We start from the raw sequence: 17,163 nt of genomic DNA, 5'->3' as shown, positions 1-17,163 counted from the left end.
CGATCATGCCATGTCGGCATCGCCCGTCACGGGACTCCCCGTGGGACTCAGCGTCCGTCCAAGAGCCCCATCCGGTCCTTGAGACGCAGCACCCGCCGTACCGCCGCGTCCAGGCGTCCGAGCCGCTGCGCGTCCGTCCCCACCAGCTCCGTGAGGATGCCGAAGTAGTCCAGGCCGCCGGACCAGTCGGGGGGCTCGGTGGTGAGGATGAGATCATTGCCCGCGAGGAAGGCCCGCCGCACCACCTCCTCGCGGGTGGTGCCCAGGTGCGCGGCGAGGGCCTGGATGGCCACGTCGTCCGTCACCGAGAGGCCTCCGCCCTCGTGGGCCAGCGCGACGAGCGAGGGCTCGAGGATGGCGGGGGCGGGGCCGAACGCCGTGTAGACGATGTTCGACATCATCACCCCGCCGAGGAACCGGTCCGCGGCGCGGAACGCCGAGGCCTCGTGGCGCACGCGCTCCTGGCTCCAGTCGGCGAGGGCGCGCACATGGTCCGAGTCCGCGTCGAGGTCCCCATAGCCCGGGAAGTGCTTGCCGATGGAGACCACGCCCGCGCGGGAGAGGCCGCGGGCGAAGGCGGTGGCCTTGCGCTGGACGACCGCGGGCTCGCCGGAGAAGGCGCGCCCGTTGCGGAACATGTGCCCGGCGGGGGCCACGTCGAACACGGGTGCCAGGTTCATGTTGAGGCCCACCTGCCGCATGGCCTCGCCCACGCGCCGGCCCCAGTCCTCCACCTGGGCGTCCTCCAGGGAGGCCATGTCCCGCGCGAGGGGAAGCTCCTTGAGCGCGGCGTGCCGGGAGAGACGATTGAAGCCGCCACCCTCGATGTCCACGGCGAAGAAGGGGGGCACGCGGGCGCGCTCCCGGGACGAGCGGATGCGCTCCCTGGCCGCGTCGGGCTTGCGCAGGGTGCCGCCCACGAAGAGCACGCCGCCCACCTCGACGGGGGTGTCCTTGCCCACCTGGGGGTAGGCGAGCAGCAGCTGCCCCACCTTGTCCCGGAGGGAGAGGGATCCGAGCACGCGCTCCACGCGGGCCTCATCGGGCGCGCGCTCGGAGAAGGGGAGGGGGCGAGGGGGCGCGGCTCGGGCGCCGGTGGCCAGGAGCAGGGTGAACAGGAGGGCCGGGACGGCGGGCATCGGGGATGGGGATAGTCCAGGAGCGCGGGTGTGGGCAATCCAGGGCGAGGTGGGGCCTGGATGGGTGCTCGCTCCTCGTTCAGGGGTCGGCGAGCGCGTCATAGCCCCGGCCGTGGAACTCCAGGAGACAGAAGCCATGGCCGAAGGGGTCCGCGAGGTTGGCCATGCGGCCCCAGGGGAACGATTGGATGCCCACGTCGACGGTGGCGCCGGCGGCCTGGGCGCGGAGCACGGCGGCGTCGAGGTCGGTGACGGTGAAGTCCAGGTGGACGGGGGTCCAGTGACGGCGGTAGTCGCGCGTGGAGGAGGCGCCCGGGTGGGGCGGGCTTCCGGAGGGTTTGGCGAGCAGGTCGATGGGGGAGGAGGCCCCGAGCAGCTCGGCCCAGTCGGAGCCCTGGCGGCGGCCCGGCGTCAGACCGAGGGCCTGGGTGTAGAAGGCGAGGGCCCGGTCGAGGTCGTCGACATCGATGCAGACACGCAGTGGGAGCATGGTCGTGGACGGGGAGGGTGCACCGCCTTCGGGGCCTGGGCAACCTCCGGAACCTTGACTTGACGTCTTGCTCGTTCGTGACTTCACCCGAGGCGGAAGAGAGCATCGGCCATGCTCGAGTCCATTTCCTCCCATGGCAAGAGTGGTGCCCGAAAGGAACACGCCCAACTGCTGGCATGAAATCCAAAGGGAATGAGTCTTCCGCGTGTCAATGAGTTCGAACTTCACGCCGAGCCCACCTTGGCGATGAAGGCTGTTCCTTTTTTGGAAGTGAACCCAAGCCTTCTTTTGGAAGATGGGTATGAGGAAGATCTCTCCTTTGGAGTGAGGCGTATCACAGAGCCAACACGGTTTACGTGGCAACGTGACTTCTGCAGGGCGCCAGTAGGTGTTTCTGGTGAGAAGTTGCAGAATACCTTACATCTGGAGGTATCCATGTCGTCCTTACCTGGAACCAGGGTGGAGCGCGTTGCACGTGTGGTCATGGCTTCAGCGCTGCTGTGGCTGGCTTGCGGTGAGGTTCCGCAGGGCAGGGATGGAGCGCTGTACCGCGAGTGGCTCGAGTCCAAGGCTCTTCAAGCCATGTTCAATGGGGCGTGGATACCCACCGGCGCTTTGGCCACGGCCCGTTCCCAACACACCGCGACGCTACTGCCGAGTGGCAAGGTGCTTGTCGTTGGGGGGCGAGCTGCTAACGATGCTCCCCTCGCAAGTGTGGAGATGTACGACCCGGACACGAGAGGGTGGCGTCCGACAGGCGCTCTGGCCACGGCTCGTATAGAGCCCTCGGCCACGCTGTTGGATGATGGCAAGGTGCTGGTCTCCGGAGGTACAGGCCGAGGCGGCATTCACCTCTCCAGCGCGGAGGTTTATGACCCGGGCACGGCTGTGTGGAACTCTACGTCCCCCATGGCTACGCCTCGCCTCTCGCACACTTCGACGCTGTTGGATGATGGCAAGGTGCTGGTCTCCGGAGGTATTGGTCCCCAGGGCTATCTTTTTAGCGCAGAGATATACAACCCGGCCAAGAGTGCGTGGAGCCCGACGGGCTCGCAGTCCAATGCCCGCCATAATCACACGGCGACGCTGTTGTCTGACGGTAGGGTGCTGGTCACAGGCGGCTGGGGCTCAAGCGGCTGGGTCCCAAGCGGCTCTCTCTCCAGCACGGAGGTGTATGATCCGCAAACGGGGGCGTGGCGCTCAACGGGTGCTCTTGCCCAGGGCCGCTACGATCATACGGCGACGCTGTTGTCTGACGGCAGGGTGTTGGTTTCCGGAGGCAGGGACGCAAGCGGGTCTCTCGCCAGCGCGGAGGTGTACGACCCACGCACGGGGGAGTGGAGCCCAACAGGTTCTCTGGCCCAAGTCCGCTATTGGCACACTTCGACGCTGTTGCCTGACGGTAGGGTGCTGGCCGCTGGAGGCTGGGGCTCAAGCGAGTATCTTGCTAGCGCGGAGGTGTACGACCCGCTTACGGGGCAGTGGAGTTCTGCGGGCTTTCTTGCCGCAGGCCGCACTGGTCACACGGCGACGCTGTTGCGCTCAGGTATGGTGTTGGTCACTGGAGGCGATGGCCCAGCCCGCCTCGCTGGTACGGAGGTATATCTTTCGCTTTTGATGGTTAGCCCAGCCAATGGTTCGACGATCAATAAAAGCCAACCGATTTATGAAGGGATGGCGAGGGCGGGCAGCACTGTCACAGTATTCGTGGACGGGAAGGCGGTGGGCAGCACGACGGTCGAGGCTTCGGGGACGTGGAATTTCGCGCAGCCTGCGGAGCTATTGGCGGGCAGCCACACGGTAATGGCGCGGGTCACGAATACAGGGAGCAGCAACAGCCTCGAATCGAACTCCAATACCTTCATGGTGGACATCACGCCTCCGGCTGCTCCGGTAGTTGACACCCCAGCCAACGGTTCGACGCTCAAGGACACCCAACCGACCTACAGCGGGAGGGCGGAGGTGGGAAGCACTGTCACAGTATTCGTGGACGGGAATGCGGTGGGCAGCACGAAGGCCGATGCTTCGGGGACGTGGAACTTCGCGCGGCCTACGGAACTGTCGGAGGGCAACCACTCAGTGAGAGCGCGAGCCAGGGATGCAGGAGGCAATGACAGCACCGACTCGCACACCAACACCTTCATGGTGGACATCACGCCTCCGGCCGCTCCGGTAGTTGACACCCCAGCCGACGGTTCGGCGCTCAAGGACACCCAGCCGACCTACAGCGGGAGGGCGGAGGTGGGAAGCACTGTCACGGTATTCGTGGACGGGAATGCGGTGGGCAGCACGAAGGCCGATGCTTCGGGGACGTGGAACTTCGCGCAGCCTACGGAACTGTCGGAGGGCAGCCACACGGTGAAGGCACTGGCCACGGACGCAGGGGGCAATGCCAGCGGCGAATCTTATACCAATACCTTCTTGGTTCGAGACACCGTGTTGAAAAGAAGCCATTATGGTTGGAGCTGCTCCTCCACTCCTTCCTTCCCGGTTACCTGGGCTTTGCTCACACTGGCCATCATGCTTGGCAGACATTGCCGAACTCACGATCAGCGAAACACGCGGCGCCAGTTCCATGGAGAAGAAAGCCACCGTCACAGTGTTTCAGCCACGACGCGTCACTGATATGTCAGTGACCTGAATCGTCCCGATATACGCTGAGTATAGTGAGATGGGCCTTGGAGTCACCTCCCGGGCTCGCCCCGTTCAGGTATGAGCAAAGGGAATCGACAGGGAGAACTTCGCGTCGGGAGGAGAAGCTTTGCTCCCCCGGGGCGTGCCTACGGTCTCGCGCCATGAGCGCGTAGCCTAGGGCAAGAATGATCTGGGTCAACTGGGTCTTGGCGCGCGTGGCGCCAGTGTCTTTCCAATGCAGATTCCGAAACTGGCCAATGTGAAATCCATCACCGCCGGGACTGGTTGGATGTTGCCCTGTTGGAAGCGGGTGCTCGGCCTTCGGTGTTCATGGACAGTGACGGAACTGTCTGGGCGCGGGGCTACGATTTCGTCATGGGCAGTCCTTCCCCCGTTCGAGTTCCGATGGTGTCGGATTGATATGTTTGCCCTGGTTCGTGGCCGTGCTCGCACCTGGCGGCCATTGCCTGTTTTCCTTTGTCTCGGTGGTGCGTGGTAACGCAGCAGGACAGGCGGGTGGGATATCTCATCCTCTGCTGGCACCCGATTTCTTCACTTGAGCCCAACACTGTCAGTGTGCTTAGGTTGAGAAAACGAGGTCACCCCACATGCGCCACTCCTTCTGGAAGTCCTTTCTGGTGGGATTTCCATGTCTCGCCTTGGTCGTGCTGCCCCCCGCGGTAGGACATGCGGAGGACGACGACAAAATCTGGGACGCCGTCTACGAGATCAGCCAGCTCTACGAGAAACTCGAGTATGAGCAGGCTTTCACCCTGATCCAGGGCGCGCGGCGGCTGCCCCGGGGAGTTGATGGCGAGGTGACGCTGTCGCTGTATGAGGGCATCATCTTGTGCGAGATGGGTCTCCTGGGTCCTTCTCGGGCGGCGTTCCGTGAAGCACTCTTGATGCGGCCCGGCGCGGAGCTTCCCGAGGATGTTGCCCCCAAGGTTGCTCTCTTCTTCGAGGCCATCCGGCTGGAGGTCACGGGACAGAAGGCCGTTGTTCCGGCTCCCAGTGAAGAAGAGGAAGAAGAGGAGGACGACGAGGAGACCGAGGAGCAGGACGGCCCCGTCCAGGTGCATCCCGAGCAGCAGACCGCTCCCGTCTCGGAGAAGCGCCCCGTTCAGGCTGTGCCGGAGAAGCAGAGTCCTTCCACCGTGGTGCCCGCTGAGCTGCCGGTGACCGCTTCCTCGGTGACCGCCTCTCCGTAAGCTCCAGACGAAAGCCCACCTCGGCGTCCAGTGACCGAATGCTCCCCATGAGGGGCACCGCGCCGCCCGGGCGGCCTACTCGAGGAAGTTGAACTTGAGGAGGTAGGGCTTGTTGGGTTCGATCTCGACATTATCGAACTTCTTCTCCCCGGACTCCTCGTTGACGAGCCTCACGCTGTGGCGCCCCGCGGGCAGTTCGAGGGGCGCCAGGGGCGTTTCGCCCACCTTCTTCCCGTCCACATAGACGATGGCGTAGGGCCGGATGCGGAACTCCAGGATGCCCTTCGCGGCGGACTTCGCGCGAGGCGCGGCTCGCTTGGGGTCCTGCGTCGCTGGCTTCGCGGGGGCGGGGACTGTCTTCTCCGCGACGGGCTCCGGAGTCGCGGGAGTGGGCTCCGGGCTCACCGGCTTCGCTTCCTCCTCGGGACGCGTGGCCACCTGGGGCTCGGAGGTCTCCGGCTCCGCAGGAGTGGGGCTCTTCTCTGCCGGCGTCTCCTGGAGCCCAGCGGGCGGGGCCTCCGCCACGGTCCCGGTGGGCGGGGTGTTCCCTGTCCCAGGGGCCGGAGACGGCGTGGACGTCGGGGGCTCGGCCTGTCGCGGAGGCGTCGTTTCCGCGGCGGGAGGGACTTCGGGCCGCGTGGCCGCGGCGGGCGGCTCCTGCCGCTCGGGGGCGGAATTCGTCTTCACGAGCAGGACGCCGCCTCCGCCGAGCAGCAGCGCGGCCACGCACACCCCCAGGACCCAGCGGCCCGCTCCGCGGGATGTGTCGGGCGCCGTCTCCCGCCGTGCATCCACGGCCTTGGAGGCGGAGGGCTTCGCCGCCGGGAGCGGCTGTACCGGGGTGCGCAGCGGGCGGGGGGTCCGTACCTTCGTCGTCTGGGAATCGGGCGGCTCGTGGGCCGCGGCGCGAATCCTCGTCCCCGAGGGCAGGTGCTCCGGGGGGGGCGTCATCGCGCTCAGGGACGAATCGAGAGACCTCGGCTGGGGAGTCTCCATCCTCGTGGGCTGTGACCGGGGCGACTGCATCGTGGGTTCCACGTCGACGGAGGGCTCGTGGTCGAGGCCCAGCCGGGCGGGATGCGGCGTGTGGGTCGGCGTACCGGGCGCCTGGGGCCCCCGCGGGGCCAGAGTGGTTGTCGGGAGCGAGTGGGTGTCGGTGCTCGTCACATGGGTGATGAGCTGGGCCACCTGCTGTGCCGTCACGGGCTTGCCCGCCGAGAGGATGTAGTCCTCCAGGTCCGACTGGAACGCGTGGCAGTCCGGGTAGCGCTGCTCGCGCTCCTTCGAGAGCGCTCGGGTGAGGATGTGGCGCAGGGCCTCGGGCAGGTCCGACCGGTGTTTGGTCGCGGGCACCGCGGGCTCGAAGAGGATGGACTGCATCAGGCCGACCTCGGAGGTCGACTCGTGGGGTTTGCGCGCCGTGAGCAGCTCGTAGAGCACCACCCCGAGCGCGTACACGTCCACGCGCCGGTCCAGCTCCTGGGCGCGCAGCTGCTCGGGCGGCATGTACGAGATCTTCCCCTTGATGACGCCGCTGGCCGTGCGGTGCCCCTGGTCCGCCGCCTTGGCGATGCCGAAGTCCACCACCTTCGCCGCCCCCTGCCGCGTGAGCAGGATGTTGTCCGGGCTGATGTCGCGGTGGATGAGGCCCAGGGGCTTGCCCGTGTCCGGGTCGGTGAAGTCGTGGGCGAAGGCGAGTCCCTCGCACGCTTGGGAGACCATGCGCGCGCACAGGGTGGTGGGCAGCGGCAGGCCCTGGGCTGCGGCGCGCTTGATGAGCGTGCGCAGGCTGGGCCCGTCGATGTACTCCATGGCGAGGAAGTACGCGCCGTCCGCCTCGCCGAAGTCGAAGATCTGCACGATGTGGGGGTGCGAGAGCCGAGCGGCGAGCATGGCCTCGGAGAGGAACATCTCCACGAAGGTGGGCTCCTCGGCCAGGTGGGGCAGGATGCGCTTGAGCACCAGGGTCTTCTCGAAGCCCCGCGGACCCGCGGCCTTGGCGAGGTACACCTCGGCCATGCCTCCCGTGGCGAGCTTGCGGATGAGCTGGTACTTGCCAACCTGTTGCATCACGAGCGCACTCCCCTCCGCCACATCCGGTCTGGCGGCCCGCGGAGCATCACGGGGTGTCGCCCGTGCGGCGTGCGGACGGGGCGAATGAATAGCAGGAGGCGCCGCTCTTGTCGTTTTCCGGCTGGTGCGGAACCGGGGCTGCCGCGCCGTGTTTCCTCCACTTCCGGACCCTTCGGGGCTCCCTCACGGGTCCGCGCCGGCCGGGACGCCCCATTGGGGGGCATTCCAGCGGCCGGCGCGGCCGGGAAAGGGCCAGGTCGCTGCTACGGCAGGGAGATGGTCTCGACGCTCGAGCCCGCGTGGTCGATGATGTCCTGCCAGTCGGTGCGCATCGGGCGCCACTGCTTCGCGGAGAACAGCTCCGTCTGGTCGCTGTAGTGGGGCGACTGGGCGTCCTCGGACTCGCCATACGAGAGCAGGCCCTCGGCGCGCACGCCGTTCTCCGTGTACTCCAGGGCCATGAGGAAGCTGGTGCCCATGCTGATGACGTAGCCCTGGGTGGTCAGGTTCGTCGAGCGGTTGATGACCGTGCCCTGAGGGGCGCGGGGCTCCATGGACAGCATGGAGCCGTTGCGGCCGACGATGTTCGCCGTCCCCTCGATGTCACGGCCTCCATGGAGGGGGATGCGCTTGCCGCCGCGCGGGGCGTTCTGCACCTGGCCGAGTGGCACGTCGAGCGCGAGATTCGCCTGCTCCAGGATGCGCACCGCCCGGCCCAGCCGCGTGAGCAGCGGATCCTCTCCGGTGGCGGGCGCGGGCCGCAGTCCCGCGGGGGTGGTGAGGGGGTGGGCCGGATCGAACGGCGTGGCGAACAGCGCCCCGGCGTCGAACGTCTGCGAGAAGGAGAAGGTGCCGAGGAACTCGCGCCAGAGCACCGCGCCGGTGCTGCCCAGGTCGAAGCGCCCTTCCCAGCCGGCGAGCGTGGCGCAGGCGCGCGTCAGGTCCACGGTCTGGCCCTCGACGGTGGCCGAGGGATGGGCCTGGCAGCGGGCGGCGAGCTCCTCGCGCAGCAGTTCCGCGGTGAAGGCCCGGTTGCCGAGGATGGCCTCCTTGAGCTCCGGCTGGGTGAACTTCCCATCCGCGCCAGAGGCGCCGCCCTCGCGCACCTCGGTGAGCAGCGTGAGGTTCATGCGCGTGCGCGGCATCTGGGGCGTGCGCTCGATGCCCTGCAGCGGGGAGAAGCCCTCCAAGGGGGCCGCCGGGTGGGTGAGCCAATGGCTGTCATTGGAGTTGAAGACGAAGTCGTTGCGCGACAACTGGGGCGAGCGCGCGAAGGGAATGACTCCTGGCTGGCCGGCGCCGGCCTCGACGAGCCACTCGTTGGAGGGGTCCGAGCCATCCAGCAGCACCGCGCCGGAGCTCTGGTAGACGAGCGCCGCCGGGGTGTCGCCCGCGCCCACCTGCTCCTGCCAGCGGGTGAGGGACTTGGTGCTGAGGTTGGGCGTGCGCGACGAGTCCGTGAACCAGGTATGGCCCTGGCGATCCACGCTGATGGTGTTGACCCAGGGCAGGCTTTGATAGGTGGCGTGGGCCTGCTGGAGCGCTTGCAGCGAGTCGGCCTGGGCCATGGCCAGGTACTGCGCCACCATCGAGCCATTGTCGCGGTTGGCGTCCCGGTAGGAGATGGCGAACTGCGGGTTCCACTCGAGCCCCTCGAGGGAGAGGATGGGGCCGTAGTGGCTGCTGTAGGCGGTGCGCGTCACGTCCACGAGCGAGCCGTCCGGCTGCAGCACCTTGACGGTGATGGCCTTGGCGACCATCTCGCGCTCCTCGTTGCCGTAGTAGTAGCGGGTGGGCTTGCCGGGCACGAGCGGCAGCAGGTAGAGGTTGAAGCGCTGGCCCGAGGAGAAGGTGTGGGTCCACGCCACGTTCGGGTTGAAGCCGATGAGGATGCCCGGAAAGCCCAGCAGCGAGGCGCCGTAGACGTCGAGCATGCCCGGGACGCTCAGGTGGCTCTCCCACAGCCGCAGCTCACCCTCCCAGGGGAAGTGCGGGTTGGCGACGAGCATGCCGCGGCCGCTCCGCGTGCGTTCGCGTCCCAGGGCCCAGCCATTGCTGCCGAAGTCCTTGCCCTTGGCGATCGCCAGGGAGTTGAGGGCCGGGGGCGGGGTCTGGCTCGGGGTGGTGGTGCCGGGCGGCTGCGCGGCGGCGATGCCGGGCAGGAGCTGGAGGCTGCTGGCGAGCATCCCCAGCGTCAGGTGATGCGCCATCAACTCCGTCTCGGTGATGGGGGCGACCCACGGCGCGCCGTGGCACCAGCCCGGCACGTTCGCCGGACCCACGCGTGCCAGGTAGTGGTTGTAGCCGGCGACGAAGCCACCGAGCAGATCCCGCACGGGCTGCGGTTGCTGGGGCAGTAGCTGCTCGGCCCGGCCCAGCGGATCCAGCAACCGGTGGGCGATGTCGATGCCGACGAACTCCGGACCCCGGTAGCGCGCCTGTTCGCCGCGCAGCCGGAGCACGGCTTCCGCGAGGCCACACGCCTGGTCCTGGGCGAAGGCATGGCCCTGACCAAAGGCCACGCCGGCCAGGTTGTCGGCGCGGATGTGGGGCACGCCATACTCGGTGCGGTAGATGGTCGCCTGGTAGCGGGGGGCTGGTGGCTGGGGCTCGGGAGGGGGCTCGGGCGGATCCTCGCAGCCCGTGGCGAGCAACAGGGCCAACACGGAGAGCCAGCGCGTGGCGCGGGGGGTGAAGCGGTTCGTTTCGGACATGGAGCAACCAGATGAAGGGGGAGGGCACATCAGTCCACGCGGCGAACACCTGACCGGCCCGGTGCCCGGTTCGCGAATGGACCGGCGCGCGAGTGTACACGACCTGCTGTCATCCGTACGCCGGCACGCCAGCCGCCCCCTCACACTCGGGGTGAGGTGCCCGCTCGTGAAAGCGCCTTGCACGACGCGTCACAGTGAACGAGGCCGTGCGACCCCATCTCTTTTCATCAGGCCTCGTCGAACCGCCCACCCACGATGCCGGTTCGCTCCAGCGCTTCCTTGACCTCTCCATCGACGATGATCGGCGGGTGCCAGCCCCAGAGACGGAACACGCGAGCCTCGCCCACCTTCGACTTGTCGATACGTAGGCCGGAAACGGAGCGGTATTCACCGGCCCGATGCGCCTGCACACCCTCCGCAGTGTAGAACTGGACTTCTTCACAAGCCGCGTCGTCGATGCAACGAATCTGCCTGGCCACGTTGAGCAGATAATAGGGCTCGGTCTCTCCCTCGACCTCGACTGGGAAGAGCTGGGTGTCGCTCGGTGCCAGCGCACGGAACACGGATGCGGCCCTCTCGCTGAGAATCGGAGTTCGCCCTGCTCCCGCGGTAGTGAAGTCCAGCGGCTTCCCAGGATGGTAGATTGGAATGCGCAGCCGCTCGTGAAGCTCTACTGGCCGGCCATTGGAAAACCGCCAGATGTCGTCGATCTCGTCTCCAGAGAGGTGGGTCGGATCCGTGAGATACCAACGCCCTGGCACGTAGACGTCGATGTTCAGATCAAAGAAGCGCCGTTCCATGATGTCACCCCTTTAAACTTTTCGTGATGAGCTTACGCAGCCTGGTCCCCTCTGTTGTGAGGTCTCGCGCAATCTTTACCAACTCTTCAACCAACGCGGCTCGGCACTGCGCGGGGCCTCGGCATCCCAGCGTGGCTTGATCGATACGTCTGAGCACTTCTTTATGGTATTCGGCCGGGTGCGGTCCCTTGTGCCCTTGGATACGCACTTTGTTCGCGACGTCGTCGAGGCTCATCCTGGCCCGGTCGAATACTTGCTGAAAGAGAGGTGTCCAGGGGCCACCGGAGGTTTCAGAAATTTCGTTCTTGTTCGTGCAGATGTGGTGGATATCGCCTTCGGGGTCTCCCTGTATGGTGTTTCCAGGGCCCATGGCAACCGCTGCAACGGCAGTAGGAGCAAGCGCGACGTTCAGCACGCCCGCCGAAGGGAGGGCGATCGATTGCACCTCGCCTGCCCACGCCGCGGATAGCTTGAATCCGCCTTCGACCTGGGCCCTCAGCGTGGCCTGTGCAGCACCCGGCAGCTTGGAACCTTGCGCGGCTGTCGCGTTCTGGCCACCGAGAACGGCCAAGGCGGCGATGACCAGGACGCGAGCTCCGTTGTCCCCGAGCACCTTCCCGAAACGGTGCCCAACCACCTCCAACTCAGGAATGGTACGGGCGTTTCTTGATTCCTCCATGAGTCGCAGGAATCCCTGCCCGAGGTTCCACACGGGGCCGGTGCCGAGATACGCGATCAATGATGCCGTCAACGCAATCGCAACGAGCTTGGTGATGGGTTCGGGTGCAACCAACATCACAAGTGCGGTCCCAACCATGGATACAACCATTGCGCGCAGGGCGGCCGGGTTCGACAAGTCCTTTATCGCGTCCTCGACGCCTTCCCATACCGTATCGAATGCGAAGGAGAGCGCCATCATGCGCGGCTCCGATGGCTCCAGCGCCAAACCTCTCGCGAGCGGATTCAGGCTCCATCTGGGGTCACTCCGCTGCTGGCCCATCCGCGCATACGACCAGGCCATCGTGCACCCCTGAGCGCAGTCAGCCACCCCTCGAGCCGAAGCAAGGAGCGAGAGCCGGGTGTCCTGTTCGGACTCCTCCTTCATGACGTTCAGGTTCATGTCGAGCACGAGCTGCGCGACAGCTCTCTTGAACCCTGCTTCATCAAGCTCGATCGGGTCGGTATCAACAGGTTGGTAGACGATCGGCGTCCCCTGTCCCGTGTCCAGGTTCACGACTCGTGTCGTTGCACATCCTGACGCGAGCAGCAGCAGCGCGACGATTCCGCAGAGCTTCATGGCGCTCCCCGAGAGCAATGTCCCCATGTATCTGATGTCAGGACGGAAGCGTCGCCCACCAGAGGAGCAGCTCCACGATCACGAGCAGCGCGACCGCCGCCAGTGCCAGCATCCACGGGCGGATCCGCCTCGGAGGAGTGTGGGCCTCGGCGACGGCTCGCGCGGCGGAGCGGACCTTCAGGGACAAGGGCGCGGGGGGGATCACCGGGCGGCCGCGCGCGGGGGACTCTCCGGAGGGCTCCCCGGAGAACTCTTCAGGAGCTCGCGTCTCCTGGGTCCGGGGCGCGACCATCGTCTCGTCCGTCGAATCCTCTCCCAGCGCGACCCGGGGGACGGGCTCGTGGCTCCCCGTGGACAGGGGAGGGAGTTCCGGGAGCGCGTCGCCGGGCCGCGGCACGAGCCCTGGTGTCTCGGGGGCGAGCCTGTGGTGGACCGCGGTGTCGAGCCGGGGGTACTGCGGCAGTTCGGGCTCGGCGTCGAGCTGGGTGATGAGCTGGGCGAGGTGCTGCGCCGTCACCGGCTTGCCGGACTCGACGATGAACTCCTCCAGGTCCGCCTGGAAGGCGACACAGTCCTGGTAGCGCAGCCCGGGGTCGCGGGCGAGCGCCTGATCGAGGATGCGCCGCAGGGGCTCGGGGAGATCGGGCCGGAACGTCACCGCGGGGGTGGGCGCGTCCTGGAGCAGGGCGCGCATGAGATCGGCCTTGGCCTTCGACTCGTGGGGCCGGTGTCCCGTGAGCAGCTCATAGAGCACCACCCCGAGCGAGTACACATCCGCGCGCCGGTCCAGGGTCTCTCCCCGGAGTTGCTCGGGCGCCATGTACGAGAGCTTGCCCCGGATGAGTCCTACCTGCGTCTGGTGGTTCTGCCCGGCGGCCTTGGCGATGCCAAAGTCCACCACCTTCACCTCGCCCTGGTGCGACAGCAGCAGGTTGTCCGGGCTGACGTCCCGGTGGATGAGGTGCAGGGGCCGCCGCGTCTCCGGATCCTTGAAGCCGTGGGCGAAGGCGAGCCCCTCGCAGGCATGGGAGATGATGCGGGCGCACAGGGTGAACGGCAGCGCCTGCTGTCGCCGCGCGGCCTTCTTGATGAGCTCGCCGACGCTGGGCCCGTCGATGTACTCCATGGCGAGGAAGTACGCGCCATCCGCCTCGCCGAAGTCGAAGATCTGCGCGATGTGCGAATGGGTGAGCCGGGCGGCGAGCTTCGCCTCGGAGAGGAACATCTTCACGAAGGAAGGCTCCTCGGCGAGCTGGGGCAGGATGCGCTTGAGCACCAGGGTCTTCTCGAAGCCCATGGGCCCGGCGGCCTTGGCGAGATACACCTCGGCCATGCCGCCCGTGGCGAGCTTGCGGATGAGCTGATACTTGCCGATCTGCCGCGTCACGCGCTCAGTCCCTCGTTTCCGTTCCCGCGGGGAAGCCTCGTGGATATCAGTCCCGTGGCGCGTTGTCGTCGCCGGCTCGCCGGACTACTCCAACTGGGCGGCGCGCTTCGGCAGGCGCCCGGCGTTGTCCGGCACGGGGTCCACGGGAACCGCGACCGGAGGCGCGCGGGGAGGGGTGCTCCGGGGGGCCGGCTTGTCCTGTCCCACGAGCTTCGCGAGCGCCTGCCGGGCCTCGTCCGAGCGCGGGTGGAGGGCCACGGCGCGCTCGAGCCAGCGCCGCTGCTTCTCGCGCAGTCCCAGGCGGCCCTGGAGCGCGGCGACCTGCAGCATCTCCTCCACGTAGTCCGGGTGGGTCGACACGCCCGCCGTGGCCGCCTCCAGCGTGGGCCAGAGCGTCTCGGGGCGGGCCACCTCGTCCAGCCGGACGTGCAGCAACTCGGACACTTGCGAGCGCCGCCAGTCCTGCTCGTAGCGCCGCGCGTCCTCGCGCAGGGACTCGCCAAAGCGCAGCGGCGCGGGGCAGTTCACCCGCTCGCACGCGGCGACATAGGCGTTGAAGAAGGCGAGCGGGCCCCGCCGGGGCTGGTCGAGCAGTGCCTGGGCTCCCTCCACCTGCTCCAGCGTGCGGGCCATGTGCGCGCCCACGCGGATGAGGAGTGAGTCCGCGAGGGGGTGATGGCCCTCGCGCACGCGCGCCATCGCCTCCTGGGGGTTCTCGGAGATGCGCGCGCGGTCGAGCAACGTGCTCACCTGGGTGAAGGCCGCGCTCAAGTCACCCGGCTCGGGGAGGACGCCGGGCCCGCGTGTCGCCCACTGGTGGTAGGCGAGCCCATAGGTGAAGAGCCGGGCGAGGCCCTCGTGCACCACGGCGTCCACCGGATCCTCCAGCGAGGCCTCGCGGCGCACCTGCCCGTCCTCCAGCAGCGTCTCGAGGATGCGGCTGGACACACGCCGCAGCCGCTTCGCGTCGTTCTCCAGGTTGGTGGCGAGCGCGAGCACGACGTCCTCGGCGGGGAGCAGCACCAGCAGCGTGCTCGTCTCGGGCTGCCCGCCGGCGTGCGTCACCGTGTAGTGGCCGCGCAGCGGGTAGGCGGCGAAGCCCATGCCATAGTCGGTGAGCTGGCCCTCGCGGGTGCTCATGGACGTCTGCATGAGGCGCGCGGTGTCCGCGGTGACGAGCTTGTGTTGGAGCATGGCCTGCCCGAAGGCGAGCAGATCCTCCACCGAGGCGCGCGTGCCTCCGCCGGCGAAGCGGCTGGAGACATCCAGGTACTGCGAGGGCAGGAGCTGCCGCTTCTCCAGGCGGTAGCCCACGGCGTGCTGCCGGTCGCGCGTGCGGTAGTCGTCCAGCGCCGCGTGGCGCATGCCGGCGGGCTCGAAGACGTGCTCGCGCAGGTAGTCGCCATAGCCCTGGCCCGAGGCCGTCTCCACGGCGGCGCCGAGCAGGTTGTAGCCCCAGGTGGTGTAGACGAACTTCGTGCCGGGCTCGGCCACCAGGGGCTTCTGGACGAAGAGCGCGAGGGCGCCCGCGGTGTCCAGGTGGCGCACGTTGTTGGAGGACTCGGGCCCGTCGTAGTTCGGCACGCCGCCCAGGTGCCCGAGCAGCTCGCGTACGGTGACGGGCCACTCCTTCGGGGGGAAGGCCGGCACGAGCGATTGGATCTCCGCGTCGAGCCCGAGCTTTCCCTGTTGGGCGAGCTGGAGCACGGCCACGGCGGTGAAGGACTTGGTGATGGACGCCATCCGGTAGGTCGTCCGGGGCGTGGCGGGCAGCCGGTGGGCGAGGTCCCTCCACCCATAGCCCCGCGTCCAGCGCTTGCCCGCGTGCAGCACGCCCACCGACAGCCCCGCGTGGGGGCCGCGGGCGAGCTCGGCGCGCACCAGCTCATCCAACGCGCGCTGGATGTCCTCGGAGAAGGGCGGGGCCGGGGGAAGGATGGACTCGGTGGCGGACTCGGCGGAAACGGACGCACGGGCCACGCGGGGGGCTGCCCGAGGGGCCGCCTGGGCCGGGACGCTCAGCAGCAGCAGCGCGGTGAGCAACGTCTTCTTCATGGGAGGCTCTCCGTGGAGTGCTCTGAAGGGGGCTCTGCGGGGGGCTCGGGTGGACGTTCCGGGGCCGGGCCCGCGTCCACCCAGGCGCGCAGGAGCGCGTCGGTGAGGAGTTGTCCGAGCAGGTCCAACCCCTTGCCGCGCGGGTGGACGAGGTCGTCGTGGACGAGCCCGGCCTGGGCGAAGCGCGAGATGGCGCCCGAGCCGCCCATGGCGGAGAACATGTCGAAGAAGGCACAGCCCTCGTCGAGGGCGATCTTCCGCTCCAGGGTGATGACCTCGTCCAGGAAGGGCCGCTGCACGAGCCGCTGGGGACCGGTGCCTCCGCGCACCGCGTCAATGGGGCCGACCACGAGACAGGCCGCGTCCGGCACGGCGGCGCGCGAGCGGCGCACCAGGGTGCGCAGACCCGTCTCGACCTCGTCGAGCTCCGAGCGGCGCCACTCCAGGCGCTTGGCCTCGTTGCCGCCGAGGATGAAGAGCAGCAGGCGCGGGGCGCGCTCGGCGAGCTGGGCGCGGAAGAGGTCCTCTCGCGCGCGCAGGAAGAGGTTCGCGTCCGCGGAGGGCACGCCGAGCGTGTCGAGCACGATGCCGGGGCGGGAGTGCTGCAGGACGAGCCCCTGCACCACGGCGCCCCCGCCCTCGGCGACGAGTTCGAGGGAGCGCGCGCCCGCGGGGAGCTTGAAGCGCTGGGAATGGGCCTCGCCGGTGCCCAGGGGCAGGGTGGTGGTGAGGGGCTGGCCGTCGACGTGGACGTACAGCGGGCCGCTGCCGGGCGCATCGAACCACCACAGGGTGGCCTGGGCCTCACCCTCCAGCGCGAAGCGGCTCCGGGCCTTGGAGGCGGCCTGGTGGTAGACGCCGCTGATGCCGAAGGGCAGCTCGGCGAGCTTCATCTCCCCGAGCGTGCGCGGCTCCCAACCGCCCTGGGCGAGACCCGAGCGGACGCGGGGCCCATAGGACGCGAGCCGATCCGCGAGCAGCACGCCCCGGCCCGCGTCGCCGAAGGTGGCGCCCAGTTCCTCGCGCAGGATGTCGACGATGCGGTCTCCAGCGATGAGCGAGTTGCCGAACGCGGCGATGACGGTGGGGGCGGAGGCGGTGCCCGTGGCGAGGGCGTTGAGCGACTCGAAGAAGGGAGCGAGGGCGGTGCGCTCGCAGGAGCCGTCCGCCGGGGTGACGCAGGGGTTCTCCAGCCGGGGCGGCCGGGTGCCGAGCTTCTTGCCGAGCGCGGCCAGTTGGAGCGCGCGGGGCGAGGGCTTGGGCAGCGTGGGCGCCCAGGCGAGCACGCACACGAGAAGGGGGACGAGCGGGAGGAGCCTCCACCGCTGGTCACGGGATGCGTCGATCATTCGGGCGCGAACTC

Annotated in this window: 11 protein-coding genes and 1 pseudogene; 3 read left to right on the top strand and 9 right to left on the bottom strand. The window is 68.2% G+C overall.

The genetic code is table 11. The features are described from left to right. Positions 1–47: 47 nt before the first annotated feature. Both D187_RS26895 and D187_RS26890 read right to left on the bottom strand, forming a co-directional pair. Positions 48–1,139 (bottom strand): glycoside hydrolase family 3 N-terminal domain-containing protein, encoded by a 1,092-nt coding sequence (locus D187_RS26895; RefSeq protein WP_002629500.1) that lies wholly within the window; start codon positions 1,137–1,139, stop codon positions 48–50. Between the two features lie 79 nt (positions 1,140–1,218). After that, a complete protein-coding gene (locus tag D187_RS26890) occupies positions 1,219–1,629 on the bottom strand; it encodes a VOC family protein (protein WP_002629499.1) in 411 nt (136 codons plus the stop codon). 192 nt (positions 1,630–1,821) lie between these two features. On the opposite strand from D187_RS26890, the gene D187_RS52690 reads away from it, so the two are divergent. The 3 genes from D187_RS52690 (at position 1,822) to D187_RS50410 (ending at position 5,474) form a co-directional block, all read left to right on the top strand. Beyond that, positions 1,822–4,254 carry an Ig-like domain-containing protein gene (locus tag D187_RS52690; RefSeq protein WP_002629498.1) on the top strand — a complete coding sequence of 811 codons (2,433 nt, stop codon included), beginning with the start codon at positions 1,822–1,824 and terminating at the stop codon, positions 4,252–4,254. A gap of 199 nt (positions 4,255–4,453) precedes the next feature. Beyond that, positions 4,454–4,762 carry a hypothetical protein gene (locus D187_RS59295; protein WP_368665056.1) on the top strand — a complete coding sequence of 103 codons (309 nt, stop codon included), beginning with the start codon at positions 4,454–4,456 and terminating at the stop codon, positions 4,760–4,762. A 109-nt stretch (positions 4,763–4,871) separates the two neighbouring features. Beyond that, positions 4,872–5,474, top strand: a complete 603-nt coding sequence (locus tag D187_RS50410; RefSeq protein ID WP_002629497.1) for a hypothetical protein — start codon at positions 4,872–4,874, stop codon at positions 5,472–5,474. 75 nt (positions 5,475–5,549) lie between these two features. Here the strand turns inward: D187_RS50410 and D187_RS26875 are convergent, their stop codons facing one another. The 7 genes and pseudogenes from D187_RS26875 to D187_RS26845 form a co-directional block, all read right to left on the bottom strand. Then, positions 5,550–7,544, bottom strand: a complete 1,995-nt coding sequence (locus D187_RS26875; protein WP_002629496.1) for a serine/threonine-protein kinase — start codon at positions 7,542–7,544, stop codon at positions 5,550–5,552. 266 nt (positions 7,545–7,810) lie between these two features. Continuing rightward, entirely contained in the window at positions 7,811–10,261 is a 2,451-nt protein-coding gene (locus tag D187_RS26870) for an acylase (RefSeq protein ID WP_002629495.1), read from the bottom strand. Between the two features lie 227 nt (positions 10,262–10,488). Continuing rightward, complete coding sequence (locus D187_RS26865; RefSeq protein ID WP_002629494.1) at positions 10,489–11,061, bottom strand: imm11 family protein; 573 nt, start codon at positions 11,059–11,061, stop codon at positions 10,489–10,491. Between the two features lie 4 nt (positions 11,062–11,065). Further along, entirely contained in the window at positions 11,066–12,358 is a 1,293-nt protein-coding gene (locus D187_RS26860; protein WP_020918303.1) for an AHH domain-containing protein, read from the bottom strand. A gap of 481 nt (positions 12,359–12,839) precedes the next feature. Next, a pseudogene (locus D187_RS26855) lies at positions 12,840–13,691 on the bottom strand (serine/threonine protein kinase); the annotation flags it as partial. Between the two features lie 138 nt (positions 13,692–13,829). After that, positions 13,830–15,800, bottom strand: a complete 1,971-nt coding sequence (locus D187_RS26850; protein ID WP_002629491.1) for a serine hydrolase domain-containing protein — start codon at positions 15,798–15,800, stop codon at positions 13,830–13,832. Beyond that, on the bottom strand, positions 15,797–17,149 hold the full coding sequence (locus D187_RS26845) for a GDSL-type esterase/lipase family protein (RefSeq protein ID WP_002629490.1): 1,353 nt from the start codon (positions 17,147–17,149) through the stop codon (positions 15,797–15,799). Before D187_RS26845 ends, D187_RS26850 begins: the two co-directional genes overlap by 4 nt. Positions 17,150–17,163 lie beyond the last annotated feature (14 nt).

The sequence above is a fragment of the Cystobacter fuscus DSM 2262 genome, assembly GCF_000335475.2.
Lineage (GTDB): Bacteria > Myxococcota > Myxococcia > Myxococcales > Myxococcaceae > Cystobacter > Cystobacter fuscus.
Note: the sequence above shows the minus strand (reverse complement) of the source record. Positions and strands in the feature narration are given on the sequence as shown.

What these genes read in the sequence shown, in the direction of transcription:
- D187_RS26860 (WP_020918303.1), bottom strand. Translation starts at nt 12,358, where the DNA reads ATGAAGCTCTGCGGAATCGTCGCGCTGCTGCTGCTCGCGTCAGGATGT.
- D187_RS26895 (WP_002629500.1), bottom strand. Translation starts at nt 1,139, where the DNA reads ATGCCCGCCGTCCCGGCCCTCCTGTTCACCCTGCTCCTGGCCACCGGC.
- D187_RS26865 (WP_002629494.1), bottom strand. Translation starts at nt 11,061, where the DNA reads ATGGAACGGCGCTTCTTTGATCTGAACATCGACGTCTACGTGCCAGGG.
- D187_RS50410 (WP_002629497.1), top strand. Translation starts at nt 4,872, where the DNA reads ATGCGCCACTCCTTCTGGAAGTCCTTTCTGGTGGGATTTCCATGTCTC.
- D187_RS26875 (WP_002629496.1), bottom strand. Translation starts at nt 7,544, where the DNA reads ATGCAACAGGTTGGCAAGTACCAGCTCATCCGCAAGCTCGCCACGGGA.
- D187_RS26870 (WP_002629495.1), bottom strand. Translation starts at nt 10,261, where the DNA reads ATGTCCGAAACGAACCGCTTCACCCCCCGCGCCACGCGCTGGCTCTCC.
- D187_RS26850 (WP_002629491.1), bottom strand. Translation starts at nt 15,800, where the DNA reads ATGAAGAAGACGTTGCTCACCGCGCTGCTGCTGCTGAGCGTCCCGGCC.
- D187_RS26845 (WP_002629490.1), bottom strand. Translation starts at nt 17,149, where the DNA reads ATGATCGACGCATCCCGTGACCAGCGGTGGAGGCTCCTCCCGCTCGTC.
- D187_RS26890 (WP_002629499.1), bottom strand. Translation starts at nt 1,629, where the DNA reads ATGCTCCCACTGCGTGTCTGCATCGATGTCGACGACCTCGACCGGGCC.
- D187_RS52690 (WP_002629498.1), top strand. Translation starts at nt 1,822, where the DNA reads ATGAGTCTTCCGCGTGTCAATGAGTTCGAACTTCACGCCGAGCCCACC.